This window comes from Prevotella sp. (genome assembly GCF_036570325.1).
Classification (GTDB): domain Bacteria; phylum Bacteroidota; class Bacteroidia; order Bacteroidales; family Bacteroidaceae; genus Prevotella.
In genome coordinates this window covers 1-14,755 of record NZ_DATCYK010000084.1, presented here as the reverse complement: position 1 = coordinate 14,755, position 14,755 = coordinate 1, and the positions used below count along the sequence as shown (strand labels likewise).

Here is a 14,755-nt window from a genome sequence, read left to right as displayed (position 1 = left end):
GAACGTGTAGTTGATTAGAAAGTAAGGTTTACACCGAAGGTAAAGCTCTGGGCGGAAGGCACGCAGCAGTAGTCAATGCCTACGGATGACGAGCCGATAGCGCCCGAACCGGCGTAGGAAACTTCAGGGTCGCCCTCGTAATTGGTGAAGAGCAGCAGGTTGTTGGCTGCGAAATTAACTGATGCGGCCTTGATAAATCCGGTCTTCAAGAGCAGGCTCTTGGGCAGATTATAAGAGAGGTTGACCGAGCGGAGGCGCAGATAGTTCACCTTGGTGATGAAGTTGCGCGACTCCTTGGGATAGTAAGTTTGGTAGTAACCGGCTATGATGGCGTCGCCCGAAGTGGTCTTGCCGTTGTAATCATAGGTCTTTCCGCGCTCATAGGTGTACTCGGCGGGAGTGTAAGTAGTGATGGATTTGCCATTACTGTCTGTCGTTGTTTTGGCCTGAACACCACTGATGGTTATCTTCTCACGGTTTTCGCTCAACTTACTGTTGCCGCCGACGGTCATCGCGTATTGGGTTCCGTTGAATACATCGCCGCCAAAGCTGAAGTCCCAAAGGAAGCTCAGGCTGAAGTCTTTGTAAGTAAACGTGTTGTTCCAACCGCCTTTCACGGTGGCTTCTCGGTTGCCTACTTCCTGCTTGTCGTCACTGTATGTGGGCATACCGTTCTTGTCTAAGATAACGTTTCCATCATTGTCGCGCAGCCATTCTGAACCTGATATGGCCATAAAGTGGCCGTTGTTGAACGAAGCGGCCTTGATTCCACCTACTTGAGCGTCGGTAACGTAGAGAATATCAACGCCTTTCAATAGGTTCTTTACGGAGCCTCGGTTGCCGCTGAGGTTGATACTGCTTTCCCAAGTGAAGTCGCGTGATTGGATGGGAGTGCCGCTGATGGTGAGTTCCATACCCTTGTTGTACACGTCGCCGGCGTTAACATCGCGCAGAATGTAGCCGATGTAGTTGGAAAGACGCGGACTCATGATTTGGTTAAACGAGTTGTTGGTATAGTAAGCATAGTCGAGTCGCAATCTGTTTTGGAAGAACCTGAGTTCCAAACCCAACTCTGTGGACTCTGTGATCTCGGGTTTCAGGAAAGCATTTCCGGCAGTCCATTGGTTTCCCATGCCCGTCTTATCGCCCACGAATGTACCAACGGGCCATAGATAGGTGTTGGTTTTGTAGGGCGCGGCGTCTTTACCGACGCGTGCCCAGCTGGCTCTTACCTTACCAAAGGACAAAATGTTGTTCTTCGGTAGCAGCTCCGTGAAAACAAAGGCGCCGTTAAAGGCTTGGTAGAAGTACGACCGGTTTTCCTTTGGAAGGGTGGAACTCCAGTCATTACGTGCGGAATAAGTGAAGAAAACAGTGTTGTTCCAATCGATTCTTGCTTCACCATAGAGGCCCTGAAGGCGGTGGCGTGATTTGGAATTCTTGAAGTTTCGGTCGGTGTTGTTTGAGTTATCGAATGAGTAGAATTCGGGAACGATGAAGTTCCATGCCATTCGGTAATCTGAAGAAGACTTGGTATCTTCGGATGTGTAGCCCAAAAGAAGGTTGGTATTAAAGTCGCCAAAGGTGTGACTAAAGTTGGTCATAAGGTTCTGAGTGAAGTATCTGTAACGGTAATCGTTCTCACTGTACATTCCCTTTTGCCAATCTTTCTTGACTACTCCGCCGGGAGCAATCTTCTTGTTGTTATTCGTTATGTGCTCATCGAGGCCTATGCGGTAGCTTATCCACCACCAAGGAGCGATGTCGGCCTTGATATTCACGCTTCCGGTGAGGCGCTCTGTCTTGTCCTTGAGCTTGTTCTTATTGAGTATCCAATAAGGATTGTCGCGCTCATCCCAGAATTCCAATGCGTCGGAAACGTCGGGCAGACGGTAGCGACTGCCGTCTTCGTTCAGGTAATGGGTCATGTCGTCAAAGGCAGACCAGCGATAAACGCTTGTCATTGTGCCCGAGCCTGCGGAGTCAAACAAGCCTGCGCTGGTCAGCGTCTTGTCGGTTTGGGCCCGTGAGTAGGCGATGTTGGCACCGAAAGTCAGCATTTTCCATTTCTGTTCTCCATTGAAACGGATGGTCGCTTTCTGATAACCGGTCTGTGGGATGATACCGGTTTGGTCGAATAAAGAGGTGGATAAGAAGAAGTTTCCGGTCTTGCTACCGCCCGCAATGCTAAGGTTGTTGTCGAAAGCGGTACCGTTTTGGAAGAAGTTTTGTATGTTGTCAAAAGTTTCTTCGCCATCCTTGGCACGTTCACCCCACGAGTTATAGGAGCGCACATCATAGTCGGTACGGAGGTATTTGCCATTAGAATCAAATGTATCAGTGGAATATCCCCGCTTGTAAGTGCGCTGAACTTCGGGTAATTTCCACGCATGTGAGGTGGTAAGTTTAGAAGAGAAGTTGATTTCCACGGCCCCTTCTTTACCTTTTTTAGTGGTGATGATGATGGCACCTGCCGAGGCTCGTGAGCCGTAAAGGGCCGCTGCGGCGGGTCCTTTCAGCACGGACATGTCGGCAATGTCCTCGGGGTTGATGTCCATAATGCGGTTGGCATTGGTCGAGGCGCCCGATGTCGTGCCGTCGAAGGCAGAGTTGCCGGGTACGGTAGTGGAGTTGTCATAGATTACTCCGTCGATAACAAAGAGGGGTTGGTTGTCTCTTTCGAGTGAGGTTCCACCACGAAGGATGATCTCGGAGCCACCTCCGGCCGCTCCACCGCCTTGTGTCACGGTGACACCGGCTACCTTTCCGGCCAATGAGTTAATGACGTTGGTGTTCTTATTCTTCATCAATTCGTTGGCTTTCAGGTCGGTAACGGCATATCCGAGTGCCTTTCTGTCTTTCTTGATACCCATCGCCGTGACAACAACTTCATCCACTGTACGGGCGTCTTCTTTAAGACTTACCGTGAGATTCTTGTTGTTCGTTATCTTGATAGAGCGGGTTTCAAAGCCAATGTATGAGATTTCGAGGGTGCTGCCGATGGGCACTTCGATGGAGAAATCACCATTCATGTCGGTGATAGCGCCCTTTTGTGTCCCTTTGACCAGCACGCTTGCCCCGATGACCGGCTCACCTCCGGGGTCTAACACTTTGCCTTTAACGATGTTTTTCTGCTGTTGAAGCTCGGTGGTGAGTAGGCTGTTACCCGGTCCGGCAGCCTTGGCCGCAAGCGCGCCGTTGCTTAAGAACACGGCAGTTAATAACGCTCCCGTAAAGAATAGCTTTGAGGTGGCGTTGCTGTCTTTGTGGTTTTCATTCATAGTGGTTAAGTTTTGAATGGAATGATAGGTTAATATAGATATTCGGTTGATTATCAATGGCTATCCGATGATTATGCGACCATCATTTTGCAAATATGGTTTAAAATAATAATAAAACCAAATTTTAAGCGAAATATTTACGCAAAAGGGCTGTTTTTATTCCTTATAGAGGAGATATTTGCGGCGTTGCTTCTTGAATTTCTCCACGTCGTCATGCCATCGTGCCTTGATGGTGGCGGCGCTGCTCCCGGCTTCTATCATCGTGCGAACGTAGCTTACGCCGATGAGTTTCTCAAAGAATGGGGTGAAAAACTTGTCTCCTATGCCCAAGTTATGGTAGGCTTCGATGAGATAAGTCAGGTCAAGTCCGTTGTTGCGTGCGGCCTCCTCGCTCATGGTTGTCAGGTCACGACCGAAGCATTGCTTGTCTTTCTGCGGCGGATTCTTGGCTCCCGACACGCTGCGGGGCGTGAAGCAGTAGTCATAACCAGTCATCTTAGGGTGTCCGAACTGCTGGAAAGGCTTGTCAGTGCCCCGTCCCAAGCTGACATCGGTGCCCTCGAAGTAGCAGATTGATGGGTAAAGATAAATCGAAAGCATGTTGGGTAGATTGGGAGAGGGCGCTATCGGCAGGCGATAAAGCGTCTGATGGGTGTAGTTGAGGCAAGGAATGACGGTCAACTTACAGCGCTTTCCGCTCCCCAACCATCGTTCGCCGTTGGCCATACGGGCCAGTTCGCCGAGCGTCATGCCGTGGACCACGGGGATGGGAAGGGCGCCTACGCCCGATTTGTACTTCATATCGAGGATGGGACCGTCCACATAGAAGCCGTTGGGATTGGGCCGGTCGAGTATCAGCATGCGCTTGTCGTGACGGGCACATTGGTCCATCAACTTTATCATCGTTATATAATAGGTGTAATAACGCAGGCCAACATCTTGTATATCCGTGATGATGAGGTCAATCTTTTTCATCGTTTCATCATCGGGCATGCCACCTTTGGCGCCGTAAAGCGAGTAAATGGGCACGCCCGTTTTCTCATCGACAGAGCTTGAGACCTTCTCTCCGGCGTCGGCTTTTCCACGGAATCCGTGCTCGGGAGAGAAGATAGTAACCACGTTTACATGGTTTTCGAGCAATATATCGAGCGTGTGTTTGTCGCCTACCATGCCCGTCTGATTGGAGAAAAGCGCCACTCTTTGGCCTTCCAAGTGCTTCATGTAACGGGCAGGATTGGCTGCTCCAACTTCCACTTCGACTGTGGTTTGGGCCACGGCGACCATGGACCATATTGCCATTAATATAAATAAGGTGTATCGTTTCATAGATTTTTCTGTTAGGTTGTTGCTTTTTCTTACTTTCTTATGCTCCCTGCCACGGCATTGGCGACGTACGATCGCAGGGCCACACAAGCTCCGCCGTCGGTGGGATGGGCACGGTTGGTGAGCAGAATGACGCTGATGTCGTTCTCAGGGTCGATGACTATGCTCGTGCCGGTGTAGCCCGTGTGGCCGTAAGTGGCACCACTCAGCAGGTCGCCGTTGTTGGTGGCGTAGTCGGTAAAGATGTCCCAACCCGGTGTGCGGCCCAGTTCGGCCACCTTACGAGGCACGGTTCGCATGCACTTTACGGCCAAAGGACTCAACAATTGTCGGCCATTCCACCTGCCACCGTTTTGCAAACAAGCGCATAGGATGGCCACATCCTCGGCCGTGGAGAATACCCCTGCGTTGCCCGAAATGCCACCGTTCATCACCCGGGCCAATGGGTCGTGGACCACACCTTGCAGACATTGGCCGTCAGGTTGCCGCTCAGTGGGGGCGCAGAGCTTGGCCATTGTGGCGTCGGGGCAGTAATCCGTGTGCTTCATACCGAGCACATCGAAGATGTTTTGCTTGGCGAAATCACGCAGGTTTTGGCCCGAGACAGTCTCAATGATACGTTGCAGCGTGATAAAGTTCAAACAACTGTACTGAAAATCGGTCTTTGGCTTGAAGTCGCGGCGGCAATGTGCGATGTAATCAATGAGCCCGTCAGGGTTGGGAGCGCCATATTTGACCTTTAGTTGTGCCACCGGCGCATAGGCAGGGAGGCCCGACGTGTGGGTCATAAGGTCGATTACACGAATCGTTTCTTTGTGTCCGGCCGAGTCTTTCCAGTTCTCGAACTGCGGAATATAGGTCGTTACGGCGTCCGTAAGGCGCAATTGCCCGCGGTCAACGAGTATCATTGCCGCCACGGCGGTCGACATCGACTTGCTGCATGAGGCCATATCGAACACCGTGGAGGTAGACATGGGCTCCTTGTTAGGCTCTATCCGCTTGTTGCCATAGGCTTTCAGATAGGCCAACTTGCCATGGCGCACCACGGCCAAGACGGCTCCCGGTATGTCTTTATGGGCGATAGCCTTGTTGATGGCGGCGTCGGCGAACTTCAAATGTTTGGCGTCAAGCCCCACTGTTTCGGGCGCAACGACCTGCAAGCCTTGTGCCGTCATGACGGCGGCTTGCGCTAAGACGAAGATGGAAAGTAGTATTTTTTTCATAGGAAAGACTGATTATTTTTTCCTGATGCAGGCCATGCCTATCATCGTGAACAACGCGTTGAAGATAAGAAGTTCGTAACTGAACTTGTAACCGTTGAACCATGCCTCGGAGTTTTGGGCCAAAATGAAGCATAGTATCGGTGAAACGACAGCCACAAGGGGGATGAATCGGTCGTTAACTTTGGCCTTGAAGAGAATGCCGAAGGCGAAAAGACCGAGGATGGGGCCGTAAGTATAGCTGGCCAAAACGTACACCGCGTCGATGACACTTGAGTTATTGAGCAGTCCGAAGACGAAAATCACCACGGCCATGAGCACTGCCATCGCTATATGTACACGCTTGCGGGTGGCTGCCACCTTGCTTTCGTCCTGCTGTTTGTCGGCCTTGCTGTTGCCCAAAATGTCGAGTGTGAAGGACGTGGTGAGCGCTGTGAGTGCCGAACCGGCCGCAGAGTAGGCCGAGGAAAACAAGCCTACGATGAACAGCACGCCCACCACGGCAGGCAGATAGTTGCTCGTGGCCACGGTGGGGAAGAGCCCGTCGCCCTTGGCTTCGATACCTACTTGGGCCGCAAAGAGGTAAAGCAGCACGCCCAACATAAGGAAAAGAAGATTGATAAAGAACTGACATACAATGCTGACCATCATGTTTTTTTGCGAGTCGCGGTAGTTTTGACAACTTAAATTGCGCTGCATCATGTCTTGGTCGAGGCCCGTCGTGGCTATCATCGTGAAGACACCGGCCAAGAATTGCTTGAAAAAGAAGCGCTTATCGTTGACATCATCGAAGAAGAACACACGGCTCATGCTGCTGTCATCAATCGCTTTGAGCATGCCGGCAAAGCTGAAATCGAGCCTGCCCGCTATGTAATAAATACACAGTACCACCGAAAGTACCAAGCAGAGCGACTTCAATACGTCGGTCCAAATAATGGATTTAACGCCTCCCCGATAGGTATAGAGCCATACAAGGAACACCGTCAGCGCCACATTGAGCGCAAAAGGAAGGCCCAATGGCTCGAAAACCAGCAACTGGAGTGTAAGGCATACGAGGAATAAACGCACCGAGGCACCCAACATTTTGGAGATGAAGAAGAACCAAGCACCCGTTTTATACGACTTGATACCAAAGCGATCTTCCAAGTATTGGTACACCGATACGAGGTTCATCTTATAAAACAAGGGAATAAGAATGAAGGCAATGATGAATTGACCCACCACAAAGCCCATGACCATTTGCAGATATGAGAAGCCTTTTTCGGCCACCATACCGGGTACACTCACGAAAGTGACGCCCGAGATAAAGGAACCCATGGTGGCGATGGCCACTACCCACCATTTTGATTTGCGATTGCCAACGAAGAACCCGGCGTTATCGGCCTTGCGACCGGCCAAATACGATACCGTAAAGAGCAGCAGAAAATAGGCTGCGATGGTAATAATGATTGTAAGTGTGTTCATGTATGATTCTGTATGCTGTAATTTATGATTCGGTAAAGGATAATAAATGATTTCGTATGGGGGGCTCCCTAACCTTATGAAATGGGATTTAGGGCAGGTAGGTTATGTCGATATTCCACGACCATTGGTCGAAATAAAGATTGCCACCGGCCCATTCGGCCTCGCCTCTTTGGAAGTCCACGGTCTCGCTGCGGGGGTATTTCTTGGTGCCGTTAAAGGCCTTTCCCTCGCTATCAACGCCATGGGAAAAGAACGGTTGGCCGTAATCATTGTTCACAATGAGGCGCCACGAGTCGATTCCTCCCAAGAAAAAGTAGCGTTGGTCGTCGGTGGTGGCGTAGGAGGGAATACCAAACGATTGGTCCACGGGTACCCATCCCACTCCCTCGAAGTACACTTCGCACCAGTCGTGGAGGTTGTCATGGGCGGGGTGCATCATGAAACCACTCTGCCAATGGGTGGGAATGCCGCTGATACGGCACAGCGTCATGAAGAGTAGCGTTACCTGCCCGCAGTCGCCATGGCGGTTATCGATGACGTATGAGGGTATGTTTTCTATCGTGGAATACTCACGGGCCGAGGCCCAAGGGTAGTTTCGGGTAATGTAAGTAAAGATATTCCGGGCCTTCAGATAGGGATTGGTAAGGCCTTGGGTGAGGCTGTCGGCGAGCTGACGGAGGCGGGGCGTGAAGACGATATGGCGCCCGTCCTCGCCCGTGAATTGGCGATAGATGTTAGAAAGAGTGTCGTAGGGTTGTACGTCGGTGGCCGATAGCCGATGGTATTCGCCCATGACGGTGTAGCTGAATTGCTCCTCAAAAACGGTGGGTTGGCCGGCCTTGGCCCGCTGTTCCATGTAAAGGACCGAATGGGCGTCGGCCGCCGGACTGATACGGGCGGGGCAATTGGTGCGCAATAGCTTCACGGCCGACTGGCGCTTTACGTCGCGTCGGGGGAAGGGCAGCCAGCAACGAACTGTCTCCCCGGCCGGAACGGCGTCGGCCTTCACGGTCAGTCGGTAGGTAACCCGCATGTGCTTGGGTTCGGCCCGATGGCCGGTGGCGGTGGAAGCATGGCGCATGATGGCCGGCACATTGAGCCTATCCACTTCCTCGTAGCCATCGTGGAAAGGTCCGTCCTTGGCCTCTTTGATGGCCCTACACGCCTTGTCAATCCTAAAAAGGTTAGGGGCGGCGTTGTGGAAATAGCGCTTTTGGCCGTCGATGGTCATGCTTTCGAGGGCCTTGCCGCGCTCCCAAGCGTCGAGTTGGCCGTCGGTCACGTCGGGAATGTAGCGTTTTATGTAGTCCGTCACTTCACTTCTGCTCTTGTTGAAGTCGATGAGCAGTCGGTGGCGCAGGTCTTTTGCCCATGTGTAATCTTGCGCATGGGCCGTCAGCGCCATGGCTATGGCCGTCAGGATAAGCAGCTTTCTCATTTCAGGGTCACTCCTATGCCCGGCCGATCGGGCAGACTTATTTTACCTTTTACGACCTGCATGCCGTCGAAACGGTCGTTGCTGATGAGCAAGTTGCCATCAAGGTCGGCGAAATCCACGGCCGGTGACAGTTGGGCGGCGGCACTTACGGCGCACGAAGTCTCGGTCATACAGCCTACCATGACCTTCATGCCACGGGCACGGGCGTAGTTCAACATCTTCCAAGCCTCACGCATACCCGTGCATTTCATCAGTTTGATGTTGATACCCGTGTATGCTCCCTCTATGTCTTTGATGTCTTTAAGGCGTTGAATGGCCTCGTCGGCAAAGATAGGGAGCGGACTGCGCTCGGTAATCCATGCGATGTCGTCCTTTCGTTCCTTAGCCATGGGCTGCTCTACCATGACAATGCCGCGCTCCTTGAGCCAGTAAATCATGTCGAGGGCTTGCTCGCGATCGGTCCATCCTTGGTTGGCGTCGACGGCGATGGGCAGCGATGTCACCTCACGAATGGTGTTTATCATTTCCTTATCGTTATCTCTGCCTACCTTCACCTTTAATATATTGAACTTATCGGCACATTCGCGGGTCTTCTGTCGCACCACGTCGGGCGTGTCGATACCTATGGTAAAGGTGGTCGAAGGGGCTTTGCTCTTGTTCAGTCCCCACAGTTTATACCACGGAGCGCCCAAGAGTTTGCCCACGAGATCGTGTAAGGCGATGTCGATGGCGGCCTTGGCGGCGCTGTCACCGGGCGAAAGGCTGTCGACGTAAGTAAGGATGTCGTCTATCTGAAAGGGGTCGCTGAACGTGCTAAGGTCTACTTTCCGCAGGAAAGAGGTAACGCTTTGTACCGTCTGACCCAAGTATTGGGGCATGGAAGCCTCGCCATATCCCGTTATGCCTTCGTAGCTTAGCTCTACTTGAACGTCGGGAGTAGAGGTGCGGGAATAGGTAGCTACGGTGAAAACATGGCGTAACCGCAACTCGTAAGGGAAGAAACGGAGGGTTAGTTTGCCGGGGCGAGCCGTTTTGTTGATGTTAAACAGCGGGGCTGCCAAGGAACTTATGGCGCCGGCCTTGCTGATAGCGAGGGCGGAACCTACGGTGGCCAAGGTGGCCTTTTTCAGAAATTCGCGTCGTGTGGTCATGGGGTTGAGGTTGTTAGGGTGGGGAGTTAGGGGGATGAATGGGGCCTTCTTTTAGTCGGACTAGTCTGACCGGTCCGACCAGTCCGACCGGTCAGACCGGTCAGAGGGCTAAAGCCTGATGGCCTCTTTGTTTGCCATTTTACTTGAAAAACTCATTATTACCGGTGGTCATGATAGCTTCCGACCGATTAACATGGGGCAATATGCGCTGCGCCCACAGCAGTCGGTTGAGGTCGTAGGCGTCGTATTCCTTATCGGCAGGGTTGAAACTGCTCACATGTACCCAGCCTAAGGAGTGGATGAACTTGCGATTTCCGATGTATATTCCTACGTGGGAAACGTGGGCGGGCTTATCTTCCGTGGCCTTGCGGCCGAAGAATACGAGGTCGCCGGGGAGCAAATTGCTGAAGTCGGGGGCTATTTCGAGGTGGTCGCCGACCATCGCTTGCTGCCACGCATTGCGCGGAAGAACAATGTCATGGGCCAAAAGCACGTTGCTGACAAAGCCACTGCAATCGCATCCTTTCGTACTGTTGGCGCCCCACATGTAGGGAATGCCGTTGTACTTCATGGCCGTGGCGATGATGGCTTTGGCGCTGCGAACGGTCATTTTCTGCCATTGGGCGAGGGGCATGGCGTCCTTTCGGGGCACGAAACCTTGGCGCCCGTCGGGATATTCCACCTTATAATATATACCGCTTTGGCCTTTGAGGAGCAGTCGGTTGTTGCGAACGAGGTCGCCCACGGCCTGCGACCGGCTGTCGGGCCGCTCATAGACGAAGCTGTATTGGGCCGTGATGATGAGCTGCGGGCTGCGGTTCCAGCGGGTAAGTTGGTCTCTCGACATCTTCTGAAGCGAGTTATGGAGCACCCACGCACGGTCGCCGTCGGGCGTTTGAACGTGTACCCACGTGCTGTCTTTCAGTATTTTGACCGGTTGCCCCAGCCATCCTTGCGTCTCCATGCCGGCATTGTAGTCGCCCGACACCCGCATGTTGCATACCGAAACATTGACAACGGCCCAGTCATTTGTCGTAGATTGCTGGGCACGTAAAGAAGATGGGAAGGTAAGAAATGAGAAAAACGATAGGCATACTAACGCCCTTCTCGTCCATGATATGTCGTGTTTCATCCGTATAGAAGTATATCGGTTACAAAAATAAAGAAATAAACTGAAATGTGTTTCGCTTTTTTTCAATAAATTATTCTCTTCGCAATTATTTGGTGCGAATTATCTTTACAAACGATTGAAAATGGCGGCTTAATTTGTCACGAATTATTTTTTGTCGTGAAATAGGTCGACTTTTTGGCTTTTTTGTAAACCGTTGATAGTCAGTTGTTTGCCAAAAACGACGATATAACCGCCGGCTTCTTGCCGGCTCATAAGGCAGCTTTTGACCGCTCATAAGGCTGCTTTGGGCGTTCGGTTGGACTGCTTCGAGCTGACCAAAGCACTGCTCCGAGCCAATGAAATCACTGTTTACGCATTGCGAAAGGCCCGTTTTAATGATATGATGGGGTGCCTTCGCCCTTTCGCCCCTTGGTTTTTCATGGAACGAGGAACCGTTTGTTATCTTCTCATTTCTAAATGGTGGGGTTTAGAAGTGTTAAAAAACGGTCAGTTTATTTTACAAGACCATGAAGCCTTCTTCTGCTTCTTCTACTGCATAACGAAAGCCTACGTTATTCTGTTAATGGCGTATGAAGCCGTAAATGTCGAATAAAGATAAATACAGAAGTCTTGTTTTGTGGCGTGGAACATATTTAACGGTATTAACATTTTTTCTTTAAAAGAAATAGGAAATCATCTTTTTTTTCATAACTTTGTATGCGAAAGCTTTATGCCATGGCAGCGTTGGATTCGTACTTTAGCGATAACAGAAATCGTGTAGAACTGTTTCCACGGGTTAGGATTCGGCTTATGATGACATAATCTTTTAAAACACAGCTTGTCAGTACACTTATGCGTAGGTGTATGTTATAAAGCATTCTGTGAGCATAGATGAGCGTTTGAAGGATGGTTTTTTATCTGAAATCTGCAAAATTTCGACTACCAAAGCCACAAAAGCAATACGCTCACGTTCGGGATTATTGTACCCTATTTGACGGGCATGATATATCTCTACCAGCGTGGGTTATTGTTAGTTGTCTGGTAGTGGGTATTGCAGAACCTCAGATAGGACAGCTTGCAATGGTGCCCACGCTTTTTAAAGTCGGCAAAGCCCTCTATGTCGCCTTTTTTTGATAACCTATTTTAATTGAAACCGGAACATGTTGTGGATTTGGATTGTCGTTTTGATTCTACTGTTTGGGGTTGTTTTTATTGCTCGAGATTGGTGGAAGTACAAGCATATCAGCTTAGAGAGCTTCTCTAAAGCGAATGAAGGTTTGCTTGGATGTTTGTTAGATGTGCTCGTTATTGTGATGGGCGTGTTGGTAGGGCTGTGGTTGTTAGGTGCTTTCTTCTAATAATAGGTTGGTCTTTCTTCTCTTTTCCCCTTTTCACGAATAGCCGATGGGTCGGTGAAAAAAGTCCTTATAATTAAGTATTTTCTTATTGTGAGCGGCCATGCGAGGGGTTTTTATGCGCTGAAATATAAATAGTTGTTGTATCTTTGTAGGCAATAAACGGCTTATGACCATAGAAACGTGGGGACGAACGACGTTTTTGGGTCTTGTTTTTACAGCATAAAAACCATATCGTATGAAGAATATTTTACGTGAATTGAAGCGCACTGACCATCCGCGCGTGATGGGTGCGTTCGATATTTTCAAGTATATTGGTCCGGGATTGTTGGTTACCGTGGGGTTCATCGACCCCGGCAACTGGGCCAGTAACTTTGCGGCGGGCTCCGAGTTTGGCTATACGCTGCTGTGGGTGGTGACCTTATCGACCATCATGCTCATTGCTTTGCAGCATAATGTGGCCCACTTGGGTATTGTGACGGGCCTCTGTTTGAGTGAGGCCGCGGTGAAATATGCGCCCCGATGGTTCGGAAAACCCGTGGTGGTGACGGCCTTTTTGGCGAGTATATCTACGTCGTTGGCCGAGATTTTGGGAGGAGCCATTGCCCTGCAAATGCTTTTCGGTATTCCCATTCCTACGGGGGCGGTGCTCACGACGGCCGCCGTGCTCATTATGCTCTTTACCAACAGCTATCAAAAAATGGAGCGGGCCATCATCGGTTTTGTGTCGATGATAGGCTTGTCGTTTATCTATGAGCTGTTCTTGGTTGACATTGACTGGCCCGTAGCTTTGCAAAGCGCTTTCGTACCGAGCGTTCCCGAAGGAGCGTTGCTGGTGATTATGAGCGTGTTGGGTGCCGTTGTAATGCCCCATAACTTGTTTCTCCACTCCGAGATTGTGCAGAGTAGGGAGATACATTTAAAGGGAGATGAGCGCATAAGGCACATGTTGAAGTATGAGTTTATCGATACACTCTTCTCGATGTTGGTGGGATGGGCCATTAATTCGGCCATGATACTGCTGTCGGCCAGCGCTTTCTTTAGTCATGGTCAGCACGTGGAGGAACTTGCGCAGGCCCAATCCATGCTCCAACCGCTGCTGGGTAACAATGCCGCCAACATCTTTGCGATAGCTCTTCTCTTGGCCGGTATCTCGAGTACCATCACGAGTGGCATGGCGGCGGGTAGTATCTTCTCGGGTCTTTTCGGCGAGTCGTATAACGTGAAGGATACCCACTCCATCGTGGGAATCGTGCTTTCGCTGGGTATAGCGCTGCTGTTGATTTTCTTCATTGGCGACCCTTTCAAGGGATTGCTTATCTCCCAGATGGTGCTTTCGGTGCAATTGCCCTTTACGGTGTTCCTTCAGGTGAGCCTGACATCGTCCAAGCGGGTGATGGGAAAATATGCCAACCGCCCCTTAAACAGCGCTTTCCTCTATTCGTTGGCCGCCATCGTGACGGCGCTCAACGTGTGGTTGCTCGTTGAAAGCCTGATGTAAAACCGTTGTAGAAAGCCTTTTGATTTGTTGACGAGCCGTCTGCCGGCGGTGTGAAGCTAATCGGGAAACGGCGTGTAGACGAAAGGCAGGAACGAATGGGCTAAGGAAGAAAGATGATAAGAGTCGTCTTTCAGTACGACAAGGCGGTCTTCCTGAAGGATGGCGAGGGCCTTCGAGAATTGCCGAAGGCTCATGGCGCTTGTCTGTTTGTATAATGCTTGACGGGTAAGCGCCTTATTCCTATCGAGCAAGTAGAGCAGTTGTAACGTGTCCGATCCGCAAAGTCGGGCGAGGACATTGCGGATGGGACAGTGTGGAAATTGAGGGTCGATTACCATTTCAAGGGCTCGTTGAGGATGATTCCGTCACCTGCGGGCGAGTCGTTTTCGCCAAAGGAATCGGCCTTGTATTGAATACAGAGCATAAGCATTTCGGCATTTCCCGTATTCTTCAGTGCCCGTTTGCCTTCCGGGGCGACACGGATAATGCTGCCTTCGGCCACCGGGAAAGCCTCGCCATCAACCTGATACTCGCCTTCTCCTTTGAGAATGAAGTAGAGCTCCTCGTGGTTCTTGTGGGTATGAAGGAAACCACTGTCCTGTCCGGGGACCAAGGATTGGAACGATAATTCGCTTCCCGTGGCACCCAAAGCCTGACCGACAAACACCTTACCGGGGATTATCACGTCGGGACCCATGTGGAGTTCGTAGTCCTTAACATCGCTCAGCTTGCCTACGTTGACTGCTGTAAAGTTCTTTCCACTCTTTGTTAATTCAATTGTTTTCATTGTCTTTGTACTTTTATAGATAACTGTTATTGTTTACGAGTGCAAAGATAGGGCTATTCTCAGTCGCTCACAAGTAGGCACGCAAAGGTGGACTGGTTACCTGAACGTAAGTAATGGATGGCTA

The 14,755-nt window shown here is 50.8% G+C and carries 10 protein-coding genes and 1 pseudogene; 2 read left to right on the top strand and 9 right to left on the bottom strand.

Annotation, left to right across the window (positions count from 1 at the left end; all coding sequences use genetic code 11):
- Positions 1-14: 14 nt before the first annotated feature.
- The 7 genes and pseudogenes from VIR50_RS08590 to VIR50_RS08560 all read right to left on the bottom strand — a co-directional run bounded on the left by VIR50_RS08590 (position 15) and on the right by VIR50_RS08560 (position 11,009).
- The gene (locus tag VIR50_RS08590) at positions 15-3,281 is read right to left on the bottom strand and encodes a SusC/RagA family TonB-linked outer membrane protein (RefSeq protein ID WP_331934722.1); all 3,267 of its coding nucleotides are present in this window, start codon (positions 3,279-3,281) and stop codon (positions 15-17) included.
- A gap of 156 nt (positions 3,282-3,437) precedes the next feature.
- Positions 3,438-4,607: an exo-beta-N-acetylmuramidase NamZ family protein gene (locus VIR50_RS08585; protein ID WP_331934721.1), complete on the bottom strand. Its 1,170-nt coding sequence runs from the start codon at positions 4,605-4,607 to the stop codon at positions 3,438-3,440.
- Between the two features lie 38 nt (positions 4,608-4,645).
- Positions 4,646-5,827 (bottom strand): annotated as a pseudogene (locus tag VIR50_RS08580) (serine hydrolase domain-containing protein); the annotation flags it as partial.
- Between the two features lie 12 nt (positions 5,828-5,839).
- Positions 5,840-7,288, bottom strand: a complete 1,449-nt coding sequence (locus tag VIR50_RS08575; protein WP_331934720.1) for a sodium:solute symporter — start codon at positions 7,286-7,288, stop codon at positions 5,840-5,842.
- 88 nt (positions 7,289-7,376) lie between these two features.
- The gene (locus VIR50_RS08570) at positions 7,377-8,726 is read right to left on the bottom strand and encodes a transglutaminase-like domain-containing protein (RefSeq protein ID WP_331934719.1); all 1,350 of its coding nucleotides are present in this window, start codon (positions 8,724-8,726) and stop codon (positions 7,377-7,379) included.
- A complete protein-coding gene (locus VIR50_RS08565; RefSeq protein ID WP_331934718.1) occupies positions 8,723-9,877 on the bottom strand; it encodes a dipeptide epimerase in 1,155 nt (384 codons plus the stop codon). Before VIR50_RS08565 ends, VIR50_RS08570 begins: the two co-directional genes overlap by 4 nt.
- Positions 9,878-10,016: 139 nt before the next feature.
- The gene (locus VIR50_RS08560; protein ID WP_331934717.1) at positions 10,017-11,009 is read right to left on the bottom strand and encodes a C40 family peptidase; all 993 of its coding nucleotides are present in this window, start codon (positions 11,007-11,009) and stop codon (positions 10,017-10,019) included.
- A 262-nt stretch (positions 11,010-11,271) separates the two neighbouring features.
- Here VIR50_RS08560 and VIR50_RS08555 point away from each other — a divergent pair, with 262 nt between their 5' ends.
- Together VIR50_RS08555 and VIR50_RS08550 are read left to right on the top strand one after the other, a co-directional pair.
- The gene (locus tag VIR50_RS08555) at positions 11,272-11,601 is read left to right on the top strand and encodes a hypothetical protein (protein WP_331934716.1); all 330 of its coding nucleotides are present in this window, start codon (positions 11,272-11,274) and stop codon (positions 11,599-11,601) included.
- Positions 11,602-12,581: 980 nt separating this feature from the next.
- Positions 12,582-13,844, top strand: a complete 1,263-nt coding sequence (locus tag VIR50_RS08550; protein ID WP_331934715.1) for an Nramp family divalent metal transporter — start codon at positions 12,582-12,584, stop codon at positions 13,842-13,844.
- A 56-nt stretch (positions 13,845-13,900) separates the two neighbouring features.
- Here the strand turns inward: VIR50_RS08550 and VIR50_RS08545 are convergent, their stop codons facing one another.
- Entirely contained in the window at positions 13,901-14,182 is a 282-nt protein-coding gene (locus VIR50_RS08545) for a MarR family transcriptional regulator (RefSeq protein WP_331934714.1), read from the bottom strand.
- Entirely contained in the window at positions 14,176-14,631 is a 456-nt protein-coding gene (locus tag VIR50_RS08540) for a cupin domain-containing protein (RefSeq protein WP_331934713.1), read from the bottom strand. Before VIR50_RS08540 ends, VIR50_RS08545 begins: the two co-directional genes overlap by 7 nt.
- Positions 14,632-14,755 lie beyond the last annotated feature (124 nt).

Coding starts and splice junctions, on each gene's coding strand:
- VIR50_RS08560 (WP_331934717.1), bottom strand. CDS start 11,009: ATGAAACACGACATATCATGGACGAGAAGGGCGTTAGTATGCCTATCG.
- VIR50_RS08585 (WP_331934721.1), bottom strand. CDS start 4,607: ATGAAACGATACACCTTATTTATATTAATGGCAATATGGTCCATGGTC.
- VIR50_RS08540 (WP_331934713.1), bottom strand. CDS start 14,631: ATGAAAACAATTGAATTAACAAAGAGTGGAAAGAACTTTACAGCAGTC.
- VIR50_RS08575 (WP_331934720.1), bottom strand. CDS start 7,288: ATGAACACACTTACAATCATTATTACCATCGCAGCCTATTTTCTGCTG.
- VIR50_RS08590 (WP_331934722.1), bottom strand. CDS start 3,281: ATGAATGAAAACCACAAAGACAGCAACGCCACCTCAAAGCTATTCTTT.
- VIR50_RS08550 (WP_331934715.1), top strand. CDS start 12,582: ATGAAGAATATTTTACGTGAATTGAAGCGCACTGACCATCCGCGCGTG.
- VIR50_RS08570 (WP_331934719.1), bottom strand. CDS start 8,726: ATGAGAAAGCTGCTTATCCTGACGGCCATAGCCATGGCGCTGACGGCC.
- VIR50_RS08565 (WP_331934718.1), bottom strand. CDS start 9,877: ATGACCACACGACGCGAATTTCTGAAAAAGGCCACCTTGGCCACCGTA.
- VIR50_RS08545 (WP_331934714.1), bottom strand. CDS start 14,182: ATGGTAATCGACCCTCAATTTCCACACTGTCCCATCCGCAATGTCCTC.